The 25,366-nt window shown below is 49.8% G+C and carries 22 protein-coding genes, 2 tRNA genes and 1 pseudogene; 19 read left to right on the forward strand and 6 right to left on the reverse strand.

Annotated features, from left to right (window positions below):
• Positions 1-2,073: 2,073 nt before the first annotated feature.
• The 17 genes and pseudogenes from Q0Z93_RS04055 to Q0Z93_RS04135 all read left to right on the forward strand — a co-directional run bounded on the left by Q0Z93_RS04055 (position 2,074) and on the right by Q0Z93_RS04135 (position 17,832).
• The gene (locus Q0Z93_RS04055) at positions 2,074-3,411 is read left to right on the forward strand and encodes a phage integrase SAM-like domain-containing protein (RefSeq protein ID WP_298062852.1); all 1,338 of its coding nucleotides are present in this window, start codon (positions 2,074-2,076) and stop codon (positions 3,409-3,411) included.
• 171 nt (positions 3,412-3,582) lie between these two features.
• Positions 3,583-4,887 carry an ATP-binding protein gene (locus Q0Z93_RS04060; RefSeq protein WP_298062868.1) on the forward strand — a complete coding sequence of 435 codons (1,305 nt, stop codon included), beginning with the start codon at positions 3,583-3,585 and terminating at the stop codon, positions 4,885-4,887.
• 231 nt (positions 4,888-5,118) lie between these two features.
• Positions 5,119-6,204, forward strand: a complete 1,086-nt coding sequence (locus Q0Z93_RS04065; RefSeq protein ID WP_298062908.1) for an AAA family ATPase — start codon at positions 5,119-5,121, stop codon at positions 6,202-6,204.
• Between the two features lie 9 nt (positions 6,205-6,213).
• Positions 6,214-6,450 (forward strand): DUF6043 family protein, encoded by a 237-nt coding sequence (locus Q0Z93_RS04070; RefSeq protein ID WP_298062870.1) that lies wholly within the window; start codon positions 6,214-6,216, stop codon positions 6,448-6,450.
• Positions 6,451-6,950: 500 nt separating this feature from the next.
• Positions 6,951-7,447, forward strand: a pseudogene (locus Q0Z93_RS04075) (primase-helicase family protein); the annotation flags it as partial.
• Between the two features lie 307 nt (positions 7,448-7,754).
• A complete protein-coding gene (locus Q0Z93_RS04080) occupies positions 7,755-8,204 on the forward strand; it encodes a relaxase/mobilization nuclease domain-containing protein (protein WP_298062871.1) in 450 nt (149 codons plus the stop codon).
• Positions 8,198-8,503, forward strand: coding sequence for a hypothetical protein (locus Q0Z93_RS04085; RefSeq protein WP_298062873.1), 306 nt, complete (start codon positions 8,198-8,200; stop codon positions 8,501-8,503). Before Q0Z93_RS04080 ends, Q0Z93_RS04085 begins: the two co-directional genes overlap by 7 nt.
• On the forward strand, positions 8,500-9,150 hold the full coding sequence (locus Q0Z93_RS04090) for a hypothetical protein (RefSeq protein ID WP_298062875.1): 651 nt from the start codon (positions 8,500-8,502) through the stop codon (positions 9,148-9,150). The genes Q0Z93_RS04085 and Q0Z93_RS04090 overlap by 4 nt, the downstream gene beginning before the upstream one ends.
• A 110-nt stretch (positions 9,151-9,260) precedes the next feature.
• A complete protein-coding gene (locus tag Q0Z93_RS04095; protein WP_298062877.1) occupies positions 9,261-9,452 on the forward strand; it encodes a helix-turn-helix transcriptional regulator in 192 nt (63 codons plus the stop codon).
• 1 nt (position 9,453) lies between these two features.
• Positions 9,454-10,509, forward strand: a complete 1,056-nt coding sequence (locus Q0Z93_RS04100; protein WP_298062880.1) for a toll/interleukin-1 receptor domain-containing protein — start codon at positions 9,454-9,456, stop codon at positions 10,507-10,509.
• Positions 10,510-10,513: 4 nt separating this feature from the next.
• Positions 10,514-11,104: a site-specific DNA-methyltransferase gene (locus Q0Z93_RS04105; RefSeq protein ID WP_298062882.1), complete on the forward strand. Its 591-nt coding sequence runs from the start codon at positions 10,514-10,516 to the stop codon at positions 11,102-11,104.
• A gap of 40 nt (positions 11,105-11,144) precedes the next feature.
• Positions 11,145-12,146: a DNA methyltransferase gene (locus Q0Z93_RS04110; RefSeq protein WP_298062884.1), complete on the forward strand. Its 1,002-nt coding sequence runs from the start codon at positions 11,145-11,147 to the stop codon at positions 12,144-12,146.
• Between the two features lie 4 nt (positions 12,147-12,150).
• Positions 12,151-14,784: a DEAD/DEAH box helicase family protein gene (locus tag Q0Z93_RS04115; RefSeq protein WP_298062885.1), complete on the forward strand. Its 2,634-nt coding sequence runs from the start codon at positions 12,151-12,153 to the stop codon at positions 14,782-14,784.
• A gap of 6 nt (positions 14,785-14,790) precedes the next feature.
• Positions 14,791-15,138 carry a hypothetical protein gene (locus Q0Z93_RS04120; protein ID WP_298062887.1) on the forward strand — a complete coding sequence of 116 codons (348 nt, stop codon included), beginning with the start codon at positions 14,791-14,793 and terminating at the stop codon, positions 15,136-15,138.
• Positions 15,139-15,190: 52 nt separating this feature from the next.
• Complete coding sequence (locus Q0Z93_RS04125) at positions 15,191-16,657, forward strand: GNAT family N-acetyltransferase (protein ID WP_298062889.1); 1,467 nt, start codon at positions 15,191-15,193, stop codon at positions 16,655-16,657.
• Complete coding sequence (locus Q0Z93_RS04130; RefSeq protein WP_298062891.1) at positions 16,647-17,162, forward strand: ASCH domain-containing protein; 516 nt, start codon at positions 16,647-16,649, stop codon at positions 17,160-17,162. Before Q0Z93_RS04125 ends, Q0Z93_RS04130 begins: the two co-directional genes overlap by 11 nt.
• Positions 17,104-17,832, forward strand: coding sequence for a hypothetical protein (locus Q0Z93_RS04135; RefSeq protein ID WP_298062893.1), 729 nt, complete (start codon positions 17,104-17,106; stop codon positions 17,830-17,832). Before Q0Z93_RS04130 ends, Q0Z93_RS04135 begins: the two co-directional genes overlap by 59 nt.
• Before the next feature lie 108 nt (positions 17,833-17,940).
• Here Q0Z93_RS04135 and Q0Z93_RS04140 read toward each other — a convergent pair.
• The 6 genes from Q0Z93_RS04140 to Q0Z93_RS04165 form a co-directional block, all read right to left on the reverse strand.
• Positions 17,941-18,022, reverse strand: a tRNA-Leu gene (locus Q0Z93_RS04140).
• Between the two features lie 113 nt (positions 18,023-18,135).
• A complete protein-coding gene (rpsT, locus tag Q0Z93_RS04145) occupies positions 18,136-18,387 on the reverse strand; it encodes a 30S ribosomal protein S20 (RefSeq protein WP_298062895.1) in 252 nt (83 codons plus the stop codon).
• A 32-nt stretch (positions 18,388-18,419) separates the two neighbouring features.
• Positions 18,420-18,491 (reverse strand) — tRNA-Glu (locus tag Q0Z93_RS04150).
• Positions 18,492-18,611: 120 nt separating this feature from the next.
• Entirely contained in the window at positions 18,612-19,943 is a 1,332-nt protein-coding gene (gene argH, locus Q0Z93_RS04155; protein ID WP_298062897.1) for an argininosuccinate lyase, read from the reverse strand.
• 820 nt (positions 19,944-20,763) lie between these two features.
• Complete coding sequence (gene panC / locus Q0Z93_RS04160; protein WP_298062899.1) at positions 20,764-21,588, reverse strand: pantoate--beta-alanine ligase; 825 nt, start codon at positions 21,586-21,588, stop codon at positions 20,764-20,766.
• A gap of 174 nt (positions 21,589-21,762) precedes the next feature.
• The gene (locus Q0Z93_RS04165; protein WP_298062901.1) at positions 21,763-22,125 is read right to left on the reverse strand and encodes a DUF805 domain-containing protein; all 363 of its coding nucleotides are present in this window, start codon (positions 22,123-22,125) and stop codon (positions 21,763-21,765) included.
• Positions 22,126-22,373: 248 nt separating this feature from the next.
• On the opposite strand from Q0Z93_RS04165, the gene rnr reads away from it, so the two are divergent.
• Together rnr and Q0Z93_RS04175 are read left to right on the forward strand one after the other, a co-directional pair.
• Positions 22,374-24,821, forward strand: a complete 2,448-nt coding sequence (gene rnr / locus Q0Z93_RS04170) for a ribonuclease R (protein ID WP_298062903.1) — start codon at positions 22,374-22,376, stop codon at positions 24,819-24,821.
• A 140-nt stretch (positions 24,822-24,961) separates the two neighbouring features.
• Positions 24,962-25,366 (forward strand): site-specific integrase (locus tag Q0Z93_RS04175; protein ID WP_298062906.1); only part of this gene is annotated, 405 nt, incomplete at its 3' end.

The raw sequence follows: 25,366 nt of genomic DNA on the forward strand, positions 1-25,366 counted from the left end.
TACAAAGCAAACCGCCTCGGGAACCCCGGCATTCACGCGGCACTCGCAGAACGGGCGGCTCTATGCTCCGACCTCGGGCGGTGGTGTGAAAGCATGGTATCCGGCTACGAGTTACCGTCGCGATATGAATGGTGAGGTACTAGGTTGGGGTATGGATGGATATAGTTTATCATCGTCACCAGATACCCCACCAAGCCAACATGCTCATGGTTTGGGCTTTCACACTTCTGTAGTGTATCCATCTGGTCAACACAATCGTGCCCACGCCTTTCCTGTACGTTGTATTCAGGAATAACGATTCGGTTGTTTGAGCGGAGTGAGGACAAAGTATAGTTCTTTGTTGCAAGGCGGGTCGGCGCCCGGGAGTGGCCGCAATTTTCGACGCGTAAGCGGCGTGTTGCGGGCCTCCCGTTGGGCGGCGTCCGGCCCGCCCGCTACGCGGGATTTACGGGCACCGCTACGGGGGTTGGCAAAGGGGGCTGGCCCCCTTTGATGCGCTTTTTGCTTACTTTTTGGGGCATACCAAAAAGTAAGGGCCCCCGCGGCCTAAGCGGCTGCAAAGACGGAATAAGAGCCCGCCCGGTTCTCCGAACCGGATTTCTCTCCGCTTTGGGGTACAAAAGGCAGCCCGTCTCCGCTCTGGTGCGGAAAAATATTCCGCGTCAGCGGGCGGGCCGCAGCCTCCCCCCGCGGAGGCCCGCAAAATAGATCGCTCTCGCGATTTTGCGTCTCCGCCGGCTGCGCCCCGAAGCTGTACTCATCCCGCGTGCCGGAGAAAATCCGGTTCGCAGAACCGGGCGGGCCGGACGCCTCCCCCACGGGAGGCCCGCAACTCGACAGTGCTCGTTGCGTTCTCTCCCGGGCGCCCGACCCGGTGCCGCTCGGCACTCGATCCGGGCTGGAACTACCCTTGATTGGCCGGAGCCAGCGGAGGTGCAAACGAGCCCCGCGAGTTGCAGGCCTCCGCAGCCGGGGGCTCCGGCCTGTCATCGGAAGATCACAGCCAAAAGTTCTTTCGCGTCCGAGCGGCACCGGCCCGCGCGGTTCTCCGAACCGGAGTTTTACCTGTATGTCTCGGGTCGCAGCCGGCGGGGAGCGCAATGAACGAAGAGAAATTGCGGGCCTCCGCTGCGGGAGGCTGCGGCCCGACATAGGGAGATCACTGCTGAACTGTCTTTCTCCGCGAAGCGGCCAGCCCGGAGCCACCCCCGAAGGGAGAATTAGGCAAAACAAACTCCCCGGTTCGAGTGCCGAGCGGCACCGCTGGCTCCGGGAGGCTATCGGGAAATTCCGGCCTCGCCCCGCAAAAGCGAGAAAACCGAAAAATAAACATACGGAACTGACAACTAAAAAGGGGTGCCGCGAGGCCCTGTTGGTGTCGGTCGAACAGAAACGGGGATTTTTGCCTGTGCTATTCCACCACTTTCATCGGCCGGCCGAAGGACTTCAGAGCCGATGCACTCCTTTTTGCCGAAAGCGCCTCGGCGGTACACATACCGCCGAGGCGCTTTTTTTACGATACCCCGCCCATATTCCCGCATACGTCTGCAAACGGCGCCCTGCGGAATATGCCGCTGCTATGTGCCTTCTACGACCATCCGAACATCGGTCTCCCAAGCACGAACAACGGACTGGAAGGAATCTTTTCGGACACCAAAACCAAACTGTGCACACAGCGGACTAACTGGGGGACATAGAATGAAACTTATCGATAGTATCTTTCCAAAAACTATCGCCCCCGACGCTCATCACCCGATCTGTCCATTAGCCTACTTTATTAAAAATGCAGACAAGTTGCAGCCACGACAGACAAAAACAAAGACCTCAAATAATTTATTAACAATCATTTGAGGTCTTTAAAAGTACCCGGAGCCGCATTTGAAATTATAAAAATGATTGATTCGAGTTAAATATCAGATGAAAGCAAATGCAAATAAAATATCTGTTAAATTAATATGTTATACAAAATCAATATTTAGGCGAATTTAATCCTATTGCAAGATTTTTAGCATCGGTGGGGAAAATGTGAGGAAAATTATATTGCCTTTGTAGCAGGAAAATCACGGAGGCAGTATGAAAGTTTCACTTATTGTCAAAAAGAACGTCAAACGGTATGACACCGATTCGCAGGCGACGATTTATGCTAGGTTGCGTGATGGCAGAAAGATCGATATGATTGCTCCGACCAAGCTGACCATCAATCCCAATTATTGGGATGACAAGGCGGAGCAGGTCAAAAGCAAGGTGGTCTATGATATGGATCAACGTACATTCTACAACGAGGAGACACGTCGGCTTAAAAGTTTTATTGAAAAGGAGTATCAAAGTGTCGAAGACCAACCCGAAAAGGATTGGTTGAAGATAACGCTGGATAAATACTACAATCCGAAAAAATATCAGATCGATGAGGAGGTCGTCAAACCGTCATTGATTGTACTTTTCGACGAGTTTTTGGAAAAGCACAACCTTTCGGAGGTGCGCAAGAAGAATTACCGCGTGGTAAAGCGGGGATTGCAGCGATATGAACTCTATGTGCGGGCGACGAAGCGCGGGCAGAAAAAATTTGTGCTGAATGTCGATGACGTTACCTCCGATATGCTGCGCGACATTTGGGATTTCTTCGAGAACGAATATGTCTACTGCAAAGAATATCCCGCCATATACGAGTCGATTCCCGAAGCGCGGACGCCGCAGCCTCGCGGCAGGAACACGCTGCTCGATTGTTTTTCACGCATCCGCACCTTTTTCTACTGGTGCAAGGACAACAAACGAACGACGAACACACCGTTCGACGATTTTCCGCTCGAAGAGTGTACCTATGGCACGCCTTACTACATTACGATTGATGAACGGAACAAGATTTACCGCACCAATCTGAGCCGACATCCGCAACTTGCCATACAGCGCGACATATTCGTTTTTCAATGTTTGATAGGCTGTCGTGTCGGAGATTTAATCAAAATGACCAAGAGTTGCATTATCAATGGTGCGGTCGAATATATCCCCCGCAAAACGAAAGAGGGGCGACCCTTGACCGTGCGTGTCCCTCTCAACGACATGGCATTGGAAATCGTGGAGCGATACAAGCGATGTGAAGGAGATAGATTGTTGCCGTTCATATCAGAACAGAAATACAATGTGTCCATCAAACGGATTTTCAAAGCTGCCGGGTTGAAACGTTTGGTTACGGTCATCAACCCAACGACCCGCGAAGAAGAGAAAAAAGTGCTGTATGAGATTGCATCATCGCACCTCGCCAGACGCACATTTGTAGGAAACTTGTACAAACAGGTGAAGGACCCGAATTTAGTCGGAGCATTGAGCAGTCATAAGGAGGGCAGCCGTGCTTTCGCGCGTTATCGAGAAATTGACGAAGAAATGAAGAGAGAGTTGGTAAATTTGTTATCGTAGCGTCAATTTCATTGAAAATGCGACTCAAAAGACCATCGGAGGTGTAAGAATTGATAAAATACACGATAAATATCGCAGAGGTATTTCCGCAAAAACGGGAAACTTTTGCAAATAGTTTCCGATATTTAAGGAAACTTTGTATCTTTGCATTGTAAAAACGTTGGACAGATTATGAGAAAGGATACCATTAAGTCGTTGATTGCACTCAAACAGCACGAGATGCCGTTCGATATTATACACAGGGATAATGAGCTGCCCGTAAACCGAAAAAAAATAATCACTATCCCCGGTGTGCGAAGATGCGGTAAATCCACATTGATGATGATAGCAATCAATGAATTGCTCAAAACAGGTGTGCCGGTACAAAATATTTTGTGGATAGGTTTTGACGATGAGCGTTTGAAAAATATGACCTCTGATGATTTGGACGAGGTTATAGCTTCTTATATGGAGATGTACCCGGATATACCCATCAAGGAGGTGCATATGTTCCTTGATGAGATCCAAATCATCGGAGGGTGGGAATATTTTGTTTTACGGGTATATAAAAGCTATTGTAAGAATATCTACATAAGCGGCAGTAACGCTACTATGCTCTCAACTGAATTGAATACAGCATTGAGAGGTTATCCGCTTGAATATAAAACCTACCCACTTTCGTTTAATGAATTTTGTCGTTTCAAAGGCATCAATGCAAACGGTTACCTCGAGCAGGAGAAGGCGCGAGTCAGAAACACCTTCATGGAGTTCAATCGTGAGAGTTCATTTCCCGAAGTTGTGCTGACCGAGTCGGCAACAGAGAAACTGCAATTGCTGAACGGCTATTTCGACACGATGCTGCTGAAAGATGTTGCCGAACACTATGGGATAGCGAATTTACCGGTGCTTCGATATTTCGTTAAACGTATCATGGCAAATCTGACAAAACCGACCTCTATATTGTCGATATACAATGATATTAAATCGCAGGGGCTTAAAATCAATAAAGACGAACTATACAAATGGGCGGGATATGTTTGTGATGTCTTTATGTTTATCCGCATACCCAAATATGAACGCTCTTTAGCAAAAGAACAGAGGTCGCAGAAAAAATATTACTGTATCGACAACGGATTGCGCAGCGCCGTGCTGCTCCCGCAGAGCGATGATAACGGCAAACTGTTGGAAAATACCGTATTTCTGCATCTGAACCGCAATCTGAACCCGGCTGACCGCATTTTTTATTTTCAGGAGTCCGCAGAATGCGATTTTGTCGTTCAGCGGAATGAACATATCGATGAACTGATACAGGTCACTTGGGATATGTCGGACGACAATACAAGAGAGCGGGAAATCAATGGCATTTTGGAAGCCTCGAAAGCAACCGAATGCGACAAGCTGACAATCATAACGATTGACGAGGAGCGTTCTTTTGAGAGAAACGGTAAGACAATTCATGTTGTACCGGCATGGAAATGGTTGCTCGGCAAATATTGATAACAACACGCCAGCATAAGAACGCTTTTAAAAAAGTGAAATATAGCACGAAATCCACTTTTGCAAAAGTGTTTCAGTATGTTTGCAGAGGGATTTGTAAAACAGACTTGTATGGACTACGCAGATATTCAACCGTTAGTTAATGCGTTTCACCGCAAACTCGTCGCAACAAACTTGCGGTTCAAACGCTATTTGTATGGCCGGATAAACTAGGATGTACGGCTGATAGGCATCAAAGGCGCACGCGGCGTCGGCAAGACAACGCTGCTGCTGCAGCATATCAAAGAGACTTTCGCCAATCTCGACGAGGTGCTGTATGTGTCGTTGGACAATATGTGGTTCAACACACACAGTCTGGAAGAGTTGGTCGAATTCCTCTATACGCACGGTGTCGTAAATATCTATTTCGACGAAGTGCACAAGTATAAGAATTGGACACAACTGCTTAAAAACTTCTATGACAGTTATCCCGATTTGAATATCGTGTACACAGGGTCGGCGATGCTGGCTATAGACAATTCCAAAACCGACCTGTCGCGCCGCCAGTCGCTCTATACGCTCAACGGGCTGTCGTTCCGTGAGTATCTCGAATATGAAGGTATCGCATCTGTTTCCGCTATTTCGTTGGAAGATTTGCTTTCCGGCCATACGAAGTGTGCGATGGCAGTTACGTCGAAAATAAAGGTGTTAAAACACTTCGACGCTTACCTGCGCAGCGGCTATTATCCCTATTATAAAGAATCGGGTGAGGATTATCTGATGCGTGTTGCCGAGGTTGCACAACTTGTCATCGACAGCGATATTCCTTCAGTGGAGGAGATTACCTATACGACCATATTAAAGATTAAGAAGTTGTTGATGGTCATTGCCGAGAATGTGCCGCTTGAACCCAATATCAACAAGTTGTCTGCCGAGATGGAATCGACCCGCGACCAGACGCTGAAAATGCTCTATCTGCTCGATCGTGCGGCACTTCTCTGGCTGCTGACGGACAAAGTGAAAGATTACAAACATCTGACCGGCCCGAAGAAGATATATCTGAACAATACCAATTTGATGTACGCCTTGTCGGGCAAGATATCGGAGGGTACGCTGCGTGAGACTTTCTTCGCCAATCAAGTGGGGGCGGTATCGACCTTGACAATGCCCAAGCAGGGCGATTTTATGGCCGACGGGAAGTATCTGTTCGAGGTGGGCGGCAGCCGCAAGACCTTCGATCAAATTGCCGACCTGCCGAACAGTTACCTCGCATTGGACGACATCGAGACCGGCAGCGGCTGCCGGATTCCGCTGTGGGAGTTCGGATGCTTGTATTAGATTTAAGTTATGGCACGGGAAGATTTCGAGCGATTCAAGCAGGAGATACGGTCGTGGATGAATAGTCATCCCGATGAGTACGATGCTTTCGTGGAGGAGATAAACGGCAAATCCTTCACGGGGATTCAGCGCTGCTACAAATTCCTGCTGGATACGAATGCACGCACGGGTAAGCTGCAAAAGGATATTGGGGAAGACCGCATCCTCATCGATGAAATCATCTGCTACTTCACCGACGCGGAGTAGCAGTTAAACCCTTTTTACAAAAATTCGGGTACGATTAGTACGGTTCTGGATTCGCCGTACGAATCGTATTGCAAATCCTTGAATTTCAGCGAAAATTCACTATGCTTTTGTGCCATCGCCCGAATCGGGGCGGTGGCTTTTTGTTCATCATGCTACCAGAACGAACAGGCCTGACAACCGGCGGCGCCAACATCAAGTTGGAGGTTCCCGGCGAAAACCTCCGTCAGTTTTCGGAGGATTGATTAACCGCGCGGTCGGCGAGGTGGCTGTCGCGATATCCTCGTCGCAGGACGACAGCCTGCTGACGAAAGAGGAGGTCAAGCGAATGTGCAACCGTATGCGACGCTGTGGCACTGGGACAAGCGCAACTATCTCAAATCGGTGTGGGTGGGGGTGCGAAAGTGATGTACCGCAATGCCGATGTGCGCAGGATTCTCGGAATGAGAACCAGAATTTCGGATAACCAAGACAAAGAGTGAGTAGGTACGACCTACTACAAGATGGTGAACCAGCCGCAGCTTTGCGGCGGATCGGTGCGCAAACGCATTCCTGGAGCGTCGAGACGCTGCGCCAAGACCACGGCAAGAACTTCATTGCCGACATTCCCAAGTACGACGGCTTCTGCACCGTGCCGAGCCACACGGACTACCGAGAAGAGATTGACAACTTTTTCAACCTCTATGAACCTATCGACCACGTTCCCGCCGAGGGACCGTTCCCGCACATCGAGTCGCTGGTGCGCCACATCTTTGGCGGACAATACGAGTTGGGCATGGACTACCTGCAACTGCTCTACATGCGACCTGTCGAGAAGCTGCCCATACTGTTGTTGGTGTCGGAGGAACGCAATACGGGCAAGAGTACGTTCCTGAACTTTCTTAAAGCAATTTTCGAGGACAATGTTACCTTCAACACCAACGACGACTTCCGCAGTCAGTTCAACTCCGACTGGGCAGGCAAACTGCTTATCGTTGTGGACGAGGTGCTGCTCAACCGTCCGCAACATCGCACCCGGCTGCACCTCTCGACCTGTTTTCTCTTTTAGCCAGCACGCTGTTGAGAAAAAGTGAGGCGGCAGTAAACTCTGCTCGTGGACATTGCGTGGCATCTCAACAATTCAACGCATTCAACAGCGAGTGGCAGACCCCAGCCGCACGACGCACGGCGACGCGCCGGGCGATGACCACTTCTAATCCCTTTGGGGGGGCTATTATGGTAGGGGTGGGCAAGCGGTGTCTGCATACGTCCACGTATCTCGACCTGTTGAACTGCCCACCCTCCATTAACCTCTTAACACAGCAACAATGATAACGAAGATACATACCAGCCGCAACATAGCCGCGACAATCAATTATGTTCTAAACCCGAAGAAGCGCGCCGAAATCATTCTGTCCAAAGGTATCTTCTCGATGCGCGGCGCAGAGAGCATCGCCCGCGAGTTCGAGACCCAGAGTGCCCTGCGCCCGCAGGCCAAGACCAAGTTGCTCCATATTCCAATGTCGTTCCATCTGCGCGACCGCGAACTGATGGAGCGCGACGGACAGGCAATCGTCCGTGAGTGGATGCGCCATATGGAGGCATACGGCTTTCGATTCGACCAGTATATTGTTGTGCGCCATCACGACCAAAACCACAAGAACCCGCACTTCCATTTGGTCATCAACCTGACACTCGCCGACGGCAGCGCGGTCAAGACCTCTTATATCGGCAAATATGTGAAGATAGCGTCGATGGACGCAACCGGGCGATGGTAGCAACCGACAATAGGACGCAGCAGGCTCCACAGGAAACCGCACAGCCGAAGGCGACGCAATCTGCCGCTTCGGAATCGGCACGACCGGCAACCACTTATACGATGAACGATACATCTTCGGCTGACGCGCCGACCGGCAGCGACTGGACAGAGACTGCTGCGCCGTCGGGCATCGCTACGGCAATGATGGAGCTACTTATCCAGCCGACTGTTGTTCACACCGCAGGTGGCGGCGGAGGCTCGAAAGAGGACGACGACGAAAAGAAGAACAAAACCCGAAAAAGATTTTTCAAGCGATGAAAGCATTGGATAACGGGCGGCGCACCTGCCACAAAGAGATACAGTTCTCGAAGGAGGAACTGTCAGAAATAAAGTGCAAAGCACACGCGGCGAATATGTCGCCGGCGGTCTTTATACGCGAGGCTGCGCTCGGCAAAGAGTTGAAGACGGCGGTCTCGGACGACGACCGCGCGATGTGGCGCCGCGCATCGGAGGTGAGCCGCGGACTGCAAATTAATTTCAACCAGCTGGCGCACCGCACGAACATCGAGGGCTTGCATCCGTTGGCCGAAACAAACAAGGAGATGATTGCACGCATCGACCACTATTTCCGCACGGGCGAGTGGCATGCGATAAATTTCGTCGATGTCAAACGTGAACAGACTATCATTGCCGAGTTGGAGGAGGAGATACGCCGACTGCGCGAACAGGTGAAAGAGGCGAAAGACGATACGCTCTATTTCTACCTTCGGACGAAGGCCGGCGACGAAGCCTTCCGCCGCAAGAACAACTGCACCATTTACCCGGACAACGCAGGGGTTCGCTGGTGGTTCAAGTACCGCGACGAACCGGCATTCGAACTCCCACAGAACATCATCGACAAATATCACAACAACGTCCTGTCCATCCGTGATGTGCTGAACTACTGGGCCGAACACCGGGAATAAAGTTGATCTTGATGTTTCGCTTTTATAGTATGCATTTAGTGTGTAAGATTTTTATTATCGCAGATTTTTTCATATCTTTATCGCAAAATATAACAGAAATACTGTTTCGTATGAATCGTATAAAAGAAGTGCTGACGGAAAAGGGCATTAAACAGACTTGGCTGGCCGAAAAACTCGGCAAAAGTTTCAGCGTAGTTAATTCCTATGTATGCAACCGTCGTCAACCGAGTTTGGAGATGCTGTTCGAAATAGCAAAGATTCTTCAAGTAAACCCGAAAGATTTGATTGATAGTAGTAAATAATATGGTAAAGGTATTTATAAGTCACTCTTCGGAAGACAAAGATATTGTCGATTTGTTCAAGAATATAATCCTGAATGCAGGACTCGGTATTTTGGACGCAGATATTGCCTACACCTCTGCGCCGGAAACCGGTGTGCCGACGGGAGGCAATATTCCTCAATATATCAAAGATAATCTTGCAGATTGCGATTTTGTCTTTTTTATGATTTCGGACAATTATCGCAAGAGCGAGGTGTGTCTCAACGAAATGGGAGCAGCGTGGGCTTTGGATAAAAATGTCAAACCATTGCTTCTGCATAATGTATCATTCGAATCTATCGGCTGGTTATATAGAGCGAATTTATGTGCAAAAATAGATGATGCAGACAGATTGGATGAACTGCGGGATGAGTTTTTGGAGAGACAAGGATCTTGCCCTAAAACGGTAGTATGGAATAGACAAAAAGCCGAATTTCTTGCTAAAATGGCGACTTTTGGGCAAAACACTACTGCTCTTATTCGCATAGATACCTCCATGGAAGAAGGCGAAGAACTTGGATTATTAGATTATCGAGAGGCTTTCGATAATCACATTGCTTTATTTTGTCAAACAATGAGCATATTAACGAGTGAAACGAATCAATTAAACGAGAAAGTTCAAGCTCGAACCAAACAATTGAATTCATTAAATATCCAAAGACCCAACGCCTCTCAAGTTCGAGGAATCATGATTGGATTTGCAAAAGACATGGATCAAATGTCTCATGCTATTGATCATAATGCACCTAAATTAGCAGAACATTTTAAAGCAGCCATTGAGGAGGCCATTAAGATGCAGCAATGTTTTGATACGAATCAAAATATAAAAGACGAAAATCGGAAAGCATTAAATAATTTGATTCAATCTCAGATTTCAGCAAAGGATACGACTACTCAGGGTAGAGAGGCTTTATTGAATATTCCAAACATAGAAAAGTCTCAAATTTCTGCTAAGAACAGACTTGTAAAAGGCTATTCAACTTTAATAAAAGTTTACGACGAATGTATAACGAAAGCAACAGAACTTCTTAAAGCATAAATATATGCCGACACTGACTTGGATAGGGAAAGATAAGGTTGTCAATCATCATCAGGAAGTACCGTATCGGGTACTGGAACACAAATACGGGTTTCGGGCGGAGGATGACGGCGACCGGACGCCGACGGGAAGCGGCAACAAAATCATACACGGCGACAATTGGGAGGCGTTGAAATCGCTGCTGCCCGAGTATGAAGGTCGCGTGAAGTGCATCTATATCGATCCGCCGTACAACACGGGTAACGAAAAGTGGGTGTACAACGACAACGTGAACGACCCGAAAATCAAGAAATGGTTAGGCGAAGTCGTGGGCAAGCAGGGCGAGGATTTGAGTCGTCATGACAAGTGGCTCTGCATGATGTATCCGCGCTTGAAACTGCTGCATAAGTTGCTGGCGGAGGACGGAGCGATATTTATTTCAATCGACGACAACGAACTCGCAAATCTGAAATTGCTTTGCGATGAAATATTCGGGGTAAACAATTTTATAGGCCAATGGCATTGGTTCAAGTCGGCAACGCCGCCCAATCTTTCTTATAAAATCAAAAAGAACATGAGTATGTTTTTGCTACGAAAAACAGAAAAACAATACTAAATATAGAGGTGTTCAAAAGGTTAGTGGCAGCGATGACCCTATGACAAAGCCCCAAAATTCATCGAAAACCTTAAAATTTCCAGCAGGGAGCATTCATGTTAAGGGGGCAGATAGGACTATTCCTGCGGGTATATACGGAACTGACAAGTTCCCTAATAAGTTGTTAAATGATTTGATTGTAACGAATGGGGTAAATGCGAATGAAGTCGAATTCGAGAATAAATTTATATGGTTACAAGAGAAGTTGGAAAACGAACTTGCGCAAAATACGATTATAAATTGCTCGAACAGACTTGTTTTATCTTATAAAAAACAAAAATACGACCCGGAAGTCCCGCCTAATCTGATAGATTCAGAAGTTGGAGTAAATACGACAGAGGAGGCAGGAAAGGTTTTGTCCGCTATATTCGATGGACGAAGTGTGTTCGACTATCCCAAAGATGTTTCGTTAATCGAGTATATCATCAACTTTTTATGCAACCCCGATGATATTATCCTCGACTCTTTTGCCGGTTCGGGAACGACCGCCCATGCGGTGCTGAATCTGAACAAGAAAGACGGCGGCAATCGCAAGTTTATCCTTGTTGAGATGGAGGATTATGCCGAGGATATTACCGCCGAGCGGGTGCGTCGTGTGATGCGGGGTTACGGCGAGGGCAAAAACGCCGTTGCCGGCACGGGCGGCGCGTTCGACTACTACGAGTTGGGCGAGCCGATGTTCAACGATGATAAAAACCTCAACGAAAATATAGGAGAGGATAAAATTCGTGAATACATTTACTACACCGAGACCAAGCAGCATTTGGAGCGTGAACACACCGAGACTGCGAAATATCTGTTGGACACCTACAATGCGACGGGCTACTATTTCTACTACGAGCGCGACTGCCTTACGACGCTCAGTATCGATACGTTGAACATCATAACGGAGCAAGCCGAGCAGTATGTTATTTATGCCGATATCTGCACCGTTCCACAGCAAGTGCTGGCAGCCCGAAATATTATGTTCAAAAAGATTCCGTGCGACATCAAACGATTCTGACTTTATGGAACTGAAACAATATCAAAAAGAGGTAATCGCCGATTTGGATGCATATATCGGGTATGTCGAGAAATACAACCGCCCCGACACCGCTTTCCATAAGTTTTGGGAAGACAAAGGCGTTTTGATTTCGTCGTTTGATAACTACTATCTGCATCCCTACGACAACAGCATTGCGGGTGTGCCGCACGTAACGGTGAAGGTGCCGACTGCCGGCGGCAAGACCTTTATCGCCTGCAATGCGCTGAATACGATATTTAGGCATCTGCCCTCCGAAAAACCGAAAGTCGTGGCGTGGTTCGTTCCGTCGGACACAATCTTGAAGCAGACCTACAAGAATTTGAACGACCCGTCGCACCCCTACCGGCAGAAAATCGACAGCCACTTCGGGAATGCGGTGCGTGTAGTAGACAAGGAGTCGGCGCTGTTCGGGCACGGCATAAGTCCGACGGAGATTCGCGAACAGTTGACTATTTTCGTATTGAGCGTGCAGTCGTTCGCGGCCAACAACAAGGATGGGCGGCGCGTTTACCGCGAAAACGAGAATCTGGCGGCCTATGCCGAATTGTACGACACGATGACCAAGCGCGTGGAGGGGTCGGACGAAACCGGGTTGATTCAGGTTCTGTCGTATCTGAATCCGGTCGTCATCATCGACGAAAGCCACAACTTCGAGGCGAATCTGCGTGTGGATATGCTGAAAACAATCAACCCGTGTTTTATCCTCGACCTGACGGCGACGCCTCGCAAAAAGAGCAACATCATCAGTTTTGTGGATGCCATAAAACTCAAGCGGGCGAATATGGTGAAGCTGCCGGTTATCGTGTATAATCACCGCTCGACGAATGATGTTATTTCGAGCGCGATACAGATGCAGCGCAGTTTGGAGCAGAAGGCAGTCGCAATGGAGGCGGGAGGCGGCCGGTACATCCGTCCGATTGTGCTGTTCCAAGCCCAGCCGAAAACCGACGACGACCATATTACGTTCGACAAAATCAAAAACAAACTTATCGAAATCGGCATCCCCGAAGAACAAATCAAAATCAAAACGGCGAACAAGGACGAAATCAAAAATACCGACCTGTTAAGCCGCGATTGTCCGGTGCGCTACATCATTACGGTCAATGCGCTGAAAGAGGGCTGGGATTGTCCGTTCGCCTATATTCTGGCGTCACTGGCAAACAAGACCTCGCGCGTGGATGTCGAGCAGATACTGGGTCGTGTGCTGCGGCTGCCCTATACGACCAAGCACCGGGAGGAGTTGCTCGACTTGTCGTATGTATTCACCTCGTCCAATGATTTTCGGAATACGGTGGAGAACATCATCGAGGGGCTGAACCGTGCCGGTTTCAGCAAAAAGGATTATCGGGTAGCCGAAACTCCGGCAGAAGTTGCTACACCTGTTCCGACAAAACAACCGGGTCTGGATTTGTTTGGCAGCGACGACGCGCCGGCACAGGAGGCACCAGAAACTGCGGCGACCGACGAAGGCGACGAACCGATAGATGCCGAAGCAATCAAAGCAACTATTGCAACACCTGCTGTAAATACGGGGACAGCGGCATTGGAAGCCTTTGCCCGGCAGGAGAACGAAAACTACCGGCAGCAGGCGGCGCAGCAGACAGACAATAACATTCCGAATGATATTAAAGATATGATAAATACATATCCGATGAAAGATACTTTTGCTTCGTCGGCAAAAGAGTTGGTATTGCCCCAGTTCGTGAAAAAGATAACGCCGAATTTACTATTCGCCGGCAGCGAGTATGTTTCATTGGATAAGACGATGCTTGCCGAAGGGTTTGACCTGGACAAGTGCGACCACAATATCGACTTTACCCAAGCCGAAAGCGAGGCTGTGCGTGTGGATTTGGAAAAATCAAGCGGAGAGGAATATGCCGTTACGAGAAGAAACCTGACAGTCAACCAATTATCCGTTATCAAACAGCATTTTGCAACCCTGTCGCCTGAAAGCAAACAGATACAACTGGCAGAGATGTTGGCAAAGAATATCCGCTTCGACGAAATCTCCGAGCCGCAGATTGCCTGCTATATCCAAAAGGCTATCGAGGGTGTCGATTCCGAGCAATTAGAAGATTTGTATGCCAATGAATGGCAGACGAGAAATACCATTCGTCAAAAAATAGAGTCGCTGCTGTCTGCCTATCAAGAAAAGAAATTTAAGGAGTGGCTCGATACCGGGCAGATAAAATGTCAGCCTGCATACCGTTTGCCGGAACGTATAACGGTGAAAACAAAGTCCATCGGATTGGCAAAAGGGCTCTATACGGAGGAGGAGTCGATTAACGGTTTCGAGTATGACGTTATAAATGCAGTCGCCGATTTGGAGAATGTACTGTTCTGGCACAGGAATCCAAGCCGCACGGGTTTCTGTATAAACGGCTATATCAATCACTATCCCGACTTTATTGTCCAACTGAAAAGCGGCATTACCGTTCTCCTCGAAACGAAAGGCGATGACCGGGATAACTCCGACAGCCGAACCAAACTTGAACTGAGCAAGACTTGGGCGAACAAGTCCGGCGAACACTACCGCTATTTCATGGTCTTCGACAAGCAGCAGATGGATGGGGCGGTTACTATCAAGGAACTTTTGCAAAGATTAAGTGTAATGTAAATGAATATGAAAAATCGAATCATAACGATTATCTTAATTTGTGTGGCTGTATTGATGTTTGGTGGTTGTGCCATGGATATTGACCCATCGGTGGCAAATACTCAATTCGGCATGCAGGCTCTGCATTATGAATTTATCATTGTTCTACTGAGCCTTATTGGGGGTATCGGATGTTTGGTTGCAGGAATAGTTTTAACAATACTTGGATTTTCGGGTTCAATAGAGTGGATAGTAGAAGCGTCAGGTTTTACATCCAGATTGATCAATGCCTCTCCTGGTATTGTCTTAATAATTATCGGATTCTGGTTGACTTTAAAAAGTCGATTGAAAATAAAAGCGAAGAAGCAAAACTAATAAATATGGCAATATCATTAATTAAACCGTAAGTCAACAGAAAATATCTCGGATGAATATACTATTAGATACAAACATTATCATTCCACTGGAAGACACGAGCAAAACACTTGATTCGTCTTTCGCCGAACTGCGGAAACTCTCCGCAGAGCAGCATCACTGTCTGTATATTCATCCTATGCAGTTTGAGGATATTAAACGAGATAAAAATCAAGAAAGACGAACGATCGTATTATCTCGGTTAAAGCAATATTCACAGATAGAGAATCCTCCGATTCTTTCCGATCAAGAGTGTCACGAACTCGGTTTGTCGCAATCCAACGATAACGACAGAGTAGATAATAACGTTTTGTTCGCTTTGTATCGGGGCGCAGTGCACCTTCTTGTTACGAACGACGAAGGCATTCTCCGGAAAGCCTCAAAAATCGGATTGCAGGATAAAGTATATCGGTTGGAGCAATTTTTACTTTTACTCCAGCGGTACACGTCTACTCCATTTTCTTTCGGGTACACCGGTGTAAAAGAGCGTTTTCTATATGAAATAGATAAAAATCAGCCATTCTTCGAATCTTTACGGCAGTCGTATGACGGTTTTGACAAATGGTTTCAGGAATGTGCCACAGACAAGCGGAAATGTTGGTGTATCGAAGACGGGAACGGCAACATCGTCGCAATCTGCATCTACAAACACGAGCAGGATGCCCGACTGACTGATAACGGAGAAATTATTCCCGGACGCATTTTGAAACTCTGTACGTTTAAGGTCGATCCAAAGGCTCGTGGAAAGAAATTGGGCGAACGCCTTTTATATATCGCATTCGATTACTGTGTAAAGAACGATTTGGATTGGGTTTACTTACATACGTTTGGAGAAGAACAGAAAACACTCGTAGGTTTGTGTACTGACTATGGTTTTTCCTTTCTTGGCAAATATAGCAAGGACGACGTTTATATCAAACCGATGAAATTAAAGGATGACGACTGCAACAGTTTGGAATCCTTGATAAAATATTATCCCTATTTTCGGGATAATAAATCTGTTCAGAAATTCATCATTCCCATTCAACCGCAATTTCACGAAGATCTATTCCCGGATTTCAGCAACATGAAAGGCACTTTGTTCGAAAAAGATCAATCGTTGTATTCTTGTCAAGGCAATACGATCAAAAAAGCATATTTGTGCCACTCCAAAATCAAAACGATTCGCAAAGGAGATATTATCCTTTTTTATCGAAGCAAAGACCGAAAATCCATACAATGTATGGGAATCGTTGAAGATATTCAGTTTTCAGAAAACATCGACGAGGTATTTCCTGCAATTGTCAAAAGAACGGTATATAAATATTCAGACATACAAAATATTTTGAAGAAAAGAACTTTAGTTATCCTATTTCGGTATAAAGCACTCAATAAAGAAATATCCAATCAAAGTATCGTTGATGCTGGTATAAAAGGATATATACAAAGCATACGACAGATTAGTAACGAACAATATTCAGCATTGATACATGAAAACTGACACAATCATATTATCCATTCACCCAAGTCATATTGAAAAAATACTCTCTGGGGAGAAGCGATACGAATATCGCAAACGTATTCCTACGGATATACGATATATTGTCGTATATGCAACGGCTCCGATCAAAATGATTGTCGCCTTTATCGAAATTGATTCGGTCATCAAAGGAACCCCAAAGGAGGTTTGGGACAAGACAAAAAATCATTCAGGAATATCCGAAGATTACTTTATGCACTATTTTGCGAATTGTCAAGATTCTTATGCGATTAAATTCAAGGCAGTGCACGAGTTGTTGTCCCCGAAACCGCTAACCGACTTGAGCGATCATATTTGCGCACCGCAATCTTACACATATCTCAAAGAAACGATAATAGAACTCTACCATAAATTAGGGACCAAAACCGTTATACACAATAAACCAATACTAAATAAATCAGACCGATATGAACCCACGAGGGATATTCGTTGTCAAAGACAAGGAAAACGCCGTTGCTCAAATTGAGAGTCTATGTAAAAAATACAGTTTAAAGAATGCTTCCAACAACGTACAAATAATAGCCTTATTCAGGGCTTATTGTCGAGAAACGATCGATATGCTCAAAAAATGTTTTGTCACGGAAATGCAAGGTGCTTCCCGCTGCAAACGATTTGTTGAGACGTTCGCGCATACAGATAACATCGACATTGCGAAAGCAGGCACAATTCAAATATTCGATATGTTGATGCGGCTTCGGAATATTGCACAAAATGCAATCCGGATAAAGGATATGCCATCTTGTAAAAAATTAACCGAGTTGTCTACAGAAGATGCTGTTGCCGCAGTTATCGATTTAGCCAAAAGCGATATTGTAAAAGGTGTTGCAAAAAGTTTATTGCTTGGTACAAAAATCAAAGACGCGATCGAGATTTCAGATATTCGCAAATATTATAATGACCAGATCGAGGAGTTACAAAAAGAGTTGCGCGAAGAACAACGTGAAATAACTCCGATCGAACAATTTTTGATAGATAAATTCAACGCCGAAATTGGTTATTGCGATATCGCATCCATAAAAACGGGGGTTGGCATAGCCAAAGAAGCCGTCGGTTTGTTAGATATAGCCCACAAGAACATCGATAAATTCGAACGGCAGTTAGACAACATGGCATTACAAATTAATGCGTCTTATTAATATACAAAAGTACGGGATATTTTTGCACGTGTGGGGAAAATGTGGGGAAAATCGGCAAAACAAAAATCGCTAACGAGTTAGTTATCTAACTGTTAGCGATTTTCTGCGTACCCGGAGCCGGGATCGAACCGGCACGGATCGCTCCATTGGTGTTTGAGACCAACGCGTCTACCAATTCCGCCATCCGGGCATTACGCGAGAGAACGACAATTCCTAACCAAAAGGTAGACGCCCTCTCTCAAAATCAAAACATTCTACCGCTCTTTGATACGATAAGAGCCCCCCCAAAAAAAAGAGGCAACCCTAAAGCGCGTTCACCTTGAGCTGCAACGAACTCTTCAGATTCGCCGCCTTATTGTCGTGAATGATATTTTTCTTCGCCAGCTTGTCCAGCATCGACACCACCTTCGGCAGAAGCGCCTCAGCCGCCGCCTTGTCCGTCGTGTTGCGCAGAGCCTTCACCGCATTGCGCGCAGTTTTATGATAGTAGCGATTGCGCAACCGCCGAGTTTCAGTCTGACGAATCCGTTTTTTGGATGACTTGTGATTTGCCATTACGTTTTAAAATCTCTGTGTTTTACTATTCGTAGCCCCTAGGGGAATCGAACCCCTCTTCCAAGAATGAAAATCTTGTGTCCTAACCGATAGACGAAAGGGCCATTCCGCTCCTTATCCTCTGCAATAGAAAGATTTTCCCGGATACGGATTGCAAAGGTAAGCACTCTTTTCCAATCCGCCAAATTTTTTCGACAGCCTTTTGTCGGAAACGACGCGCGCCGCTACCGCACCAGTTCCTCTTCGGCCCGGAGAAAGCGGTCGAAGTCGAACCGTTTCAGCACGCTCTCCATCAACGCATCCACACGCTCCAGGCACAGATTCCCGATACTCCCCGCATGCGTATGGTGCACCTCGCGGTCCGGCCGATAGGTGCCGTTTTCGATCTCCAGTCCCACCCGCCGATAAGCTTCACGAAACGGCACTCCGCTCAAAACCAGCTTGTTGACCACCTCGACACTGAACAGGTAGTCGTATTTCGGATCGTTCAGAATGTCGGTCTTCACCTCGATATGCCGAAACATATAGTCCGCCATGCCGATGCACTCTTTAAGCGTCTGAATGGCCGGGAAAAGCACCTCTTTCAAGAGCTGCAAATCCCGGAAATAGCCCGTCGGCAGGTTGGTCGTCATCATCGAAATCTCGTTCGGCAGCGCGAGCAGCCGGTTGCATCGGCTCCGCATCACCTCCCACACGTCCGGATTCTTCTTGTGCGGCATGATGCTCGACCCCGTCGTCAGTTCCGGCGGATAAGCGATGAAGGCGAAGTTCTGCGACAGGAACAGGCAATTGTCCGTGGCTAACTTGTTGAGCGTCGCCGCCACCGCCGCCATCGCCTGCGCCAGAATCCGTTCGGTCTTTCCGCGCCCCATCTGGGCGTAGACCACGTTGTAGGCCATCGTATCGAATCCCAGCAGTCGGGTGGTCATTTCTCTGTCGAGCGGGAACGACGATCCGTATCCCGCCGCCGATCCCAGCGGGTTCCGGTTGCAGACCCGGTAGGCTGCCTCCATCATTGTCAGATCGTCGGCCAACCCCTCGGCAAACGCTCCGAACCACAGCCCGAAGCTCGACGGCATGGCGATTTGCAGGTGGGTGTACCCGGGCATCAGCACCCCTTTGTGTTGTTCGGCCAGCCGTTGCAGCGTCCGGAACAGCTTTTCGACTTCTTGTACGATCCGGTAGATCTCGTGCCGCAGATAGATCCGCAGGTCGACCAGCACCTGGTCGTTCCGCGAGCGTCCGCTGTGTATTTTTTTCCCGGTGTCTCCGATCCGTCGCGTGAGCAGCAGCTCGACTTGCGAATGGATGTCTTCCACGTCGTCTTCGATCCGGAAATTCCCCGCTTCCATCTCGTGATAGATGGCTTTGAGTTCGCGCTGCACATCGGCCAGCTCTTCCGCCGTAAGCAGCCCGATCGCTGCGAGCATCCGGGTATGGGCCAGCGACCCCAGCACGTCGGCCTGGGCAATATACATGTCCATCTCACGGTCGCAGCCGACGGTGAACCGGTCTACTTCTGCGGTGTCGTTGCTGTTTTTCTGCCAAAGTTTCATCCGTTTTTCCTGATAAGTTCTGTCGGCAAAGGTAGTTTTTTTATCGCCTCGATCTGGCGGGCTTTTCTTAGTTTCGCTCATGCCGGTTAGGCTCTGTTGGCCGAGAGTTATTCTGCTGTTCAGGTATTCCCTCGCCGGGAAAGTTTTTTTTCGATCCGCTCATGCCGCGGGGGCACTTCCTTTCTTGGGTGACCAAGAACCGAGCAGCGTACCGAGAGCAGAGACCGCTTGCGGCCTATGCCGAGGCAGCGCGAGGAAGACTGCAGGTCAAAGTAAGCAAAGAAGTCACCGGAAATCGGTTTCGCCCTGTCGAAAGCCGGTCGTTCTGCGCGGCCCCCTCAAGGCAAAACACGACGCTTCGGGGGAATTTTTGTGCTTTCACCGAAATACCTGTTGTCAGCCGGAGCCAGCGGGGCTTTGGGGTAGAGGCGGCCAATAAAACAGCCAACGGCTGCGGATCGAGTGCCAAGCGGCATCTCAGACGTCCGACCCGAAAATAAACCTACGGTTTATTTTGCACCGTGCCGGATGGGACCGTACCTTTTCTGAAGAAAAGGTACCCAAAAGACTTTCAGATAGCTGCGCTACTCCTTACGCTCCGCAGTCCTCTTTCTTTACATTGGTTCGGGGCGCGGGAAGCGGGCCGATAAGGGATAAACCTCATGAGGTCGGCCCGCTTCCCCGCACCCCGACAAATCGAAGACAAGGGTATCCGGCAGGCTCAAGAGATGCGTTAGCATCTCAAAAAGTTTTTCTGGTTCTCTTTGTTCACAAAGAGAACAGTACCCTCCCGAACACGTACAATAAAACCTACCGTTATTCAAATAGCCACATTGTCGATCAGCCGGATATCGCCCGCATGCACCGCCACGAAGCAGCGCAAATCGCCCCGAGCCGCGCCCCATTCCGAGACCGGTTGCAGCGTGGAAGCCGAAGCGATTTCGACATACTCTGTTTCGAGCAGCGGATTCGCATCGATCCGCTCCGCGATGATCCGCTTAGCCTCGGCAACCGACACTCGGCCACGCAAAGAGGTGGCAGCATCCGAAAGAACTGCGTAAATATGCGGAGCCGCCGCACGGTGCTCCGGCGAGAGGAGCGTATTGCGCGAAGAGCGCGCCAACCCGTCCGCATCCCGGACGATCGGACACCCCACGATCTCGATCGGCAAGCCCAATTGCGCCACCATATAGCGGATGATCGCCAATTGCTGGAAATCCTTTTCGCCGAAGAACGCCCGGTCGGGTTTGACGATCTCGAACAGGCGCGAGACCACCTGCCCCACCCCGTTGAAATGTCCCGGCCGGTGTTCGCCCTCCATGACACGATCCAGCCCCCCGAAGTCAAACACCCGCGTGTCCGGCGTCGGATAGACCTCCTCGACCGACGGCGCAAAAACGAAATCGACCCCCGCCGCATCGAGCAGCGCGAGATCGGCCTCCTCCGTGCGGGGATAATTCGCGAGGTCTTTCGGGTCGTTGAACTGCGTGGGATTGACGAAGATACTGACCACCGCCGTATCGCAAGTTTCGCGACACTTTTTCACGAGCGACAGGTGCCCTTCGTGCAAAGCGCCCATCGTAGGCACGAATCCGACCGTGCCCTGGAATCCTGCGAGCTCCGAAGCCCGCCTGCAAAGTTTCATCTTTATTCCTTTTTACCCAGTCGGCAGCCCGTCGCGGACGGTCGGCTATTGTGAGACCGGTAAAATTAGATATAATAAGTGAAATCGAAAAATCACACCTCCGACCCGAATGTTCCGGGCCGGAGGTGTGATTTTTCATAAAAAAGGAGGCCGTCCGGAAAGAACGGTCAAACCTTACGCATTGTATTTCGGATTGGCACCGAAGCGGTTTTCGCCTTGTTCGCTATCCGTTGCCGTCCAGATGATATAAAGGATGGCGCCGACCAACGGAATGAACAGGATGAAATACCACCCGAAAGCCCGGCCGGTGTCATGCAGCCGGCGCGAAGCTACAGCGAGATTCGGAACCAGCGCAGCAAGCATCACAAGCCATCCGACGAACGGGATGCAACCTAAAACGAAGTTGAAGAGCATCGGCCACCAAAATTCGCTGCGGCGCGCCCGGCCCGAGAAATTGGCGTAATTCGTCCAAAATTGTTTGTAACATTCAAACGCATCACTGGAATGGATGCTCGGTGCAGTGTTGTTGTTTTCCATAATGAATGGTTATTAAAATAAACAAGATTTGCAAAAGTAATGGATTCCTGTCGTTTTGAAAAGATTTCGGGCGGAATTTATAGGATCGGCCCGAAAATCCCGCTTTTCTTCTCCCCCCTCAGCAGCCCAGCTCTGAAATACGCTGCGAAAACAGACGTTTTTCGGAAATTTCGTTTCGCGTTTTCCCCGCCCGGTGAATAAATCACTATCTTTGAACCCGATAACCGAAGAATAAGCAGAGTAATTAGATGCTGAAGAAACTGAAAAAGAAGTTGGGGCTGACGAAACGCAGCTCCGCACAGGCGGCAGGGAACGAGACGGCCAACGCGGGCGAAGAGCGTCCGAACATTCCGGAAGTGGCCGTCAGGGAGATCAAACGGATGCTGTTCGAAGCGTTCGCCGATCACCCCTCGCGCATTTACGACTCCAAAATGGCCGCCAAGCAGATCGGCGTGCAGGGCAACGACGGGCGGAAAATGGTGCACGACCTGATGCGCGCGATGGCAGCCGAGGGAGTATTTGAAAAAGTGGGGGCGGGACAGTACCGGTTGGTGCGCAAACAGCTGCCGACCAAGACCGGGAAGGTGGATATGACCGCCAGCGGCATGGCCTATATCATCGTGGACGACGCGGCGGAGGGCGAAAAAGACATCATCGTCGAACCGCGCAATACCCACCATGCGATGCACGGCGACCGGGTGCGGGTGGCGATCGTCGGGCGGCGGCGCGACGGACGGATCGAAGGCGAAGTGGTCGAAACGCTCGAAGAGGGGAAACGGACTTTCGTCGGACGGATCGAGATTTCGGAGAAATACGCATTCGTCATCATCGACTCGCGAACCATGCCGGCCGATATTTTCGTGCCGCTGCGGTCGGTGAACGGGGCGGAGAACGGGCAGAAAGTGGTCGTGCGGATTGCCGAATGGCCGGAGACGGCGAAGAATCCGACAGGAGAAGTGATCGACGTGCTGGGCGATTCGGGGGACAACAACACCGAGATGCACGCGATTCTGGCCGAATACGACCTGCCGTACCACTTCCCGGAAGAGCTCGAACGGGCGGCGAACAAGATCAAGGCGGGGATTACGAAGACCGAAATCAAACGGCGGCGGGATATGCGGGGGGTGACCACTTTCACGATCGACCCGGCGGACGCCAAAGACTTCGACGACGCGCTCTCGATCCGGCGGCTCGAAAACGGGAACTGGGAAGTGGGGATTCATATCGCGGATGTGACGCACTACGTGCGGCCGGGCGACGCCATCGACACCGAAGCGGTGGAGCGGGCTACGTCGGTTTATTTGGTGGATCGCACCGTGCCGATGCTGCCGGAGAAACTCTCCAACGACCTCTGCTCACTGCGGCCCAATGAGGAAAAACTTACCTTTTCGGCGATTTTTGAACTGGACGACGAGGCGCAGGTGCTGAACGAGTGGTTCGGGCGGGCGGTGATCTTGTCGGATCGGCGGTTCACGTACGAGGAGGCGCAGGCTGTGATCGAAGGCACCGACACGGCTGAGCCTTTGAAAGATGCCGTCCTGACTTTAGACCGGCTGGCGAAGAAGCTGCGGGCGGAACGGTTCCGCAAGGGTTCGATCGGCTTCGAGCGGGACGAGGCGAAATTCGTGCTGGACGAAAACGGGAAGCCGCTGAGCGTCTATTTCAAAGAGATCAAGGACTCGAACCAGCTGATCGAAGAGTTCATGCTGCTGGCCAACCGCAAGGTGGCGGAGTTCATCGGGCACAAACGGCGGGGACAACGGACGGAACGGACGTTCGTCTACCGGATCCACGACAAACCGAACGAGGAGAAATTAGCCAACTTCAAATCGTTCATCACGCGGTTCGGCTACAATTTCAAGGCCGAAAAGGGGAAAGCGGTGGCGAAGGAGATGACGCGGCTGCTCACGGCGATCAAGGGGAAAAAGGAGGAGAACCTGATCTCGACGCTGGCAATCCGGTCGATGGCCAAGGCGGTCTACTCGACGACCAATATCGGGCACTATGGACTGGCGTTCGACTACTACACCCATTTCACCTCGCCGATCCGGCGCTATCCGGACATGATGGTGCACCGGCTGCTGCAACACTACTTGGACGGCGGCAAGTCAGAGGATAAGGAGACTTACGAAAAACTGTGCGACCACTCGACGGCCATGGAAATCCGTGCGACGGAGGCGGAACGGGCGTCGATCAAATACAAGATGGTCGAATTCATGGAGGACAAGCTCGGGCAGGAATTCGACGGCTCGATCTCGGGCGTTACCGACTGGGGAATCTATGTGGAGCTCTCCGAAAATAAGATCGAGGGGATGGTGGCCTTGCGGGACATGACCGACGATTATTATGCTTTCGATGCGGAGAATTACGCGGTGGTGGGGCATACGACGGGCCGGCGGTTCACGCTGGGCGACGAGGTGCGGATTCGGGTCAAGCGGGCGGACTTGAGCCGCAAACAGTTGGATTTCGAGATGGTGGGGATGATCGATTTCCTTACGCGGCGGTTGGATCGGCTGCCGGAGACGCCGATTTCCGGCGGGGAACTCGGGGCTTCGGCCAGTGAAGCCCGGCGTGCGGCACGGGGCGGCTCTTCACGCGGCGGGGGCGCAAAATCCCGTTCGCGGGCAGGCAAAAGGCGTTCGCGGAGTGGCGGGAACGGCAGATCGAAGAAAACGGCGGGCGGCGGCGAGGAGTGATTCCGCGCCATGCCGCAGCCGGGCCGGATTTCGATCCGGGCGACAACTTCGATGCATTGGAATGTTATTAGGGAAAGCTGGCGCAATATCGACAAAGGATGCGGCCTCCACCTGAGCGGGGCGCAAAGCGATCGGACAGTATGACCGACTACATTGAAAAATTCGGACGTTACATGGAGGCCGAGCGGCGCTGCTCGGCCTCCACTGTCGATATCTATACCCGCGATCTGCGCGGCTTCGAGGCTTATATGCAGGAGAGCGGCGAGGAGACCGGAGGCTTCGACCCGGCGGCCGTGCGGCGGGAAGATGTCCGGAGTTGGGTGATGCGCGAAGTGGAGGCAGGCATCGCTGTCGGCAGCGTGAACCGGAAAATATCCACCTTGCGTTCTTTCTTCCGCTACCTGATGCGTGAAGGTGTCGTGGCGCGGAACCCGGTGCACGACATCAAAGCCTTGCGCAGCGGCAGGAAGCTGCCCGCTTTCGTGGAACAGAGCCGGATGGCGCGGCTGGTCGCAGTGCTGGAGGAACCCTCCGACGAATACCCC

This window comes from uncultured Rikenella sp. (genome assembly GCF_947628055.1).
Lineage (GTDB): Bacteria > Bacteroidota > Bacteroidia > Bacteroidales > Rikenellaceae > Rikenella.

What these genes read in the sequence shown, in the direction of transcription:
- Q0Z93_RS04055 (WP_298062852.1), top strand. Translation starts at nt 2,074, where the DNA reads ATGAAAGTTTCACTTATTGTCAAAAAGAACGTCAAACGGTATGACACC.
- Q0Z93_RS04060 (WP_298062868.1), top strand. Translation starts at nt 3,583, where the DNA reads ATGAGAAAGGATACCATTAAGTCGTTGATTGCACTCAAACAGCACGAG.
- Q0Z93_RS04070 (WP_298062870.1), top strand. Translation starts at nt 6,214, where the DNA reads ATGGCACGGGAAGATTTCGAGCGATTCAAGCAGGAGATACGGTCGTGG.
- Q0Z93_RS04080 (WP_298062871.1), top strand. Translation starts at nt 7,755, where the DNA reads ATGATAACGAAGATACATACCAGCCGCAACATAGCCGCGACAATCAAT.
- Q0Z93_RS04085 (WP_298062873.1), top strand. Translation starts at nt 8,198, where the DNA reads ATGGTAGCAACCGACAATAGGACGCAGCAGGCTCCACAGGAAACCGCA.
- Q0Z93_RS04090 (WP_298062875.1), top strand. Translation starts at nt 8,500, where the DNA reads ATGAAAGCATTGGATAACGGGCGGCGCACCTGCCACAAAGAGATACAG.
- Q0Z93_RS04095 (WP_298062877.1), top strand. Translation starts at nt 9,261, where the DNA reads ATGAATCGTATAAAAGAAGTGCTGACGGAAAAGGGCATTAAACAGACT.
- Q0Z93_RS04100 (WP_298062880.1), top strand. Translation starts at nt 9,454, where the DNA reads ATGGTAAAGGTATTTATAAGTCACTCTTCGGAAGACAAAGATATTGTC.
- Q0Z93_RS04105 (WP_298062882.1), top strand. Translation starts at nt 10,514, where the DNA reads ATGCCGACACTGACTTGGATAGGGAAAGATAAGGTTGTCAATCATCAT.
- Q0Z93_RS04110 (WP_298062884.1), top strand. Translation starts at nt 11,145, where the DNA reads ATGACAAAGCCCCAAAATTCATCGAAAACCTTAAAATTTCCAGCAGGG.
- Q0Z93_RS04115 (WP_298062885.1), top strand. Translation starts at nt 12,151, where the DNA reads ATGGAACTGAAACAATATCAAAAAGAGGTAATCGCCGATTTGGATGCA.
- Q0Z93_RS04120 (WP_298062887.1), top strand. Translation starts at nt 14,791, where the DNA reads ATGAAAAATCGAATCATAACGATTATCTTAATTTGTGTGGCTGTATTG.
- Q0Z93_RS04125 (WP_298062889.1), top strand. Translation starts at nt 15,191, where the DNA reads ATGAATATACTATTAGATACAAACATTATCATTCCACTGGAAGACACG.
- Q0Z93_RS04130 (WP_298062891.1), top strand. Translation starts at nt 16,647, where the DNA reads ATGAAAACTGACACAATCATATTATCCATTCACCCAAGTCATATTGAA.
- Q0Z93_RS04135 (WP_298062893.1), top strand. Translation starts at nt 17,104, where the DNA reads ATGAACCCACGAGGGATATTCGTTGTCAAAGACAAGGAAAACGCCGTT.
- rpsT (WP_298062895.1), bottom strand. Translation starts at nt 18,387, where the DNA reads ATGGCAAATCACAAGTCATCCAAAAAACGGATTCGTCAGACTGAAACT.
- argH (WP_298062897.1), bottom strand. Translation starts at nt 19,943, where the DNA reads ATGAAACTTTGGCAGAAAAACAGCAACGACACCGCAGAAGTAGACCGG.
- panC (WP_298062899.1), bottom strand. Translation starts at nt 21,588, where the DNA reads ATGAAACTTTGCAGGCGGGCTTCGGAGCTCGCAGGATTCCAGGGCACG.
- Q0Z93_RS04165 (WP_298062901.1), bottom strand. Translation starts at nt 22,125, where the DNA reads ATGGAAAACAACAACACTGCACCGAGCATCCATTCCAGTGATGCGTTT.
- rnr (WP_298062903.1), top strand. Translation starts at nt 22,374, where the DNA reads ATGCTGAAGAAACTGAAAAAGAAGTTGGGGCTGACGAAACGCAGCTCC.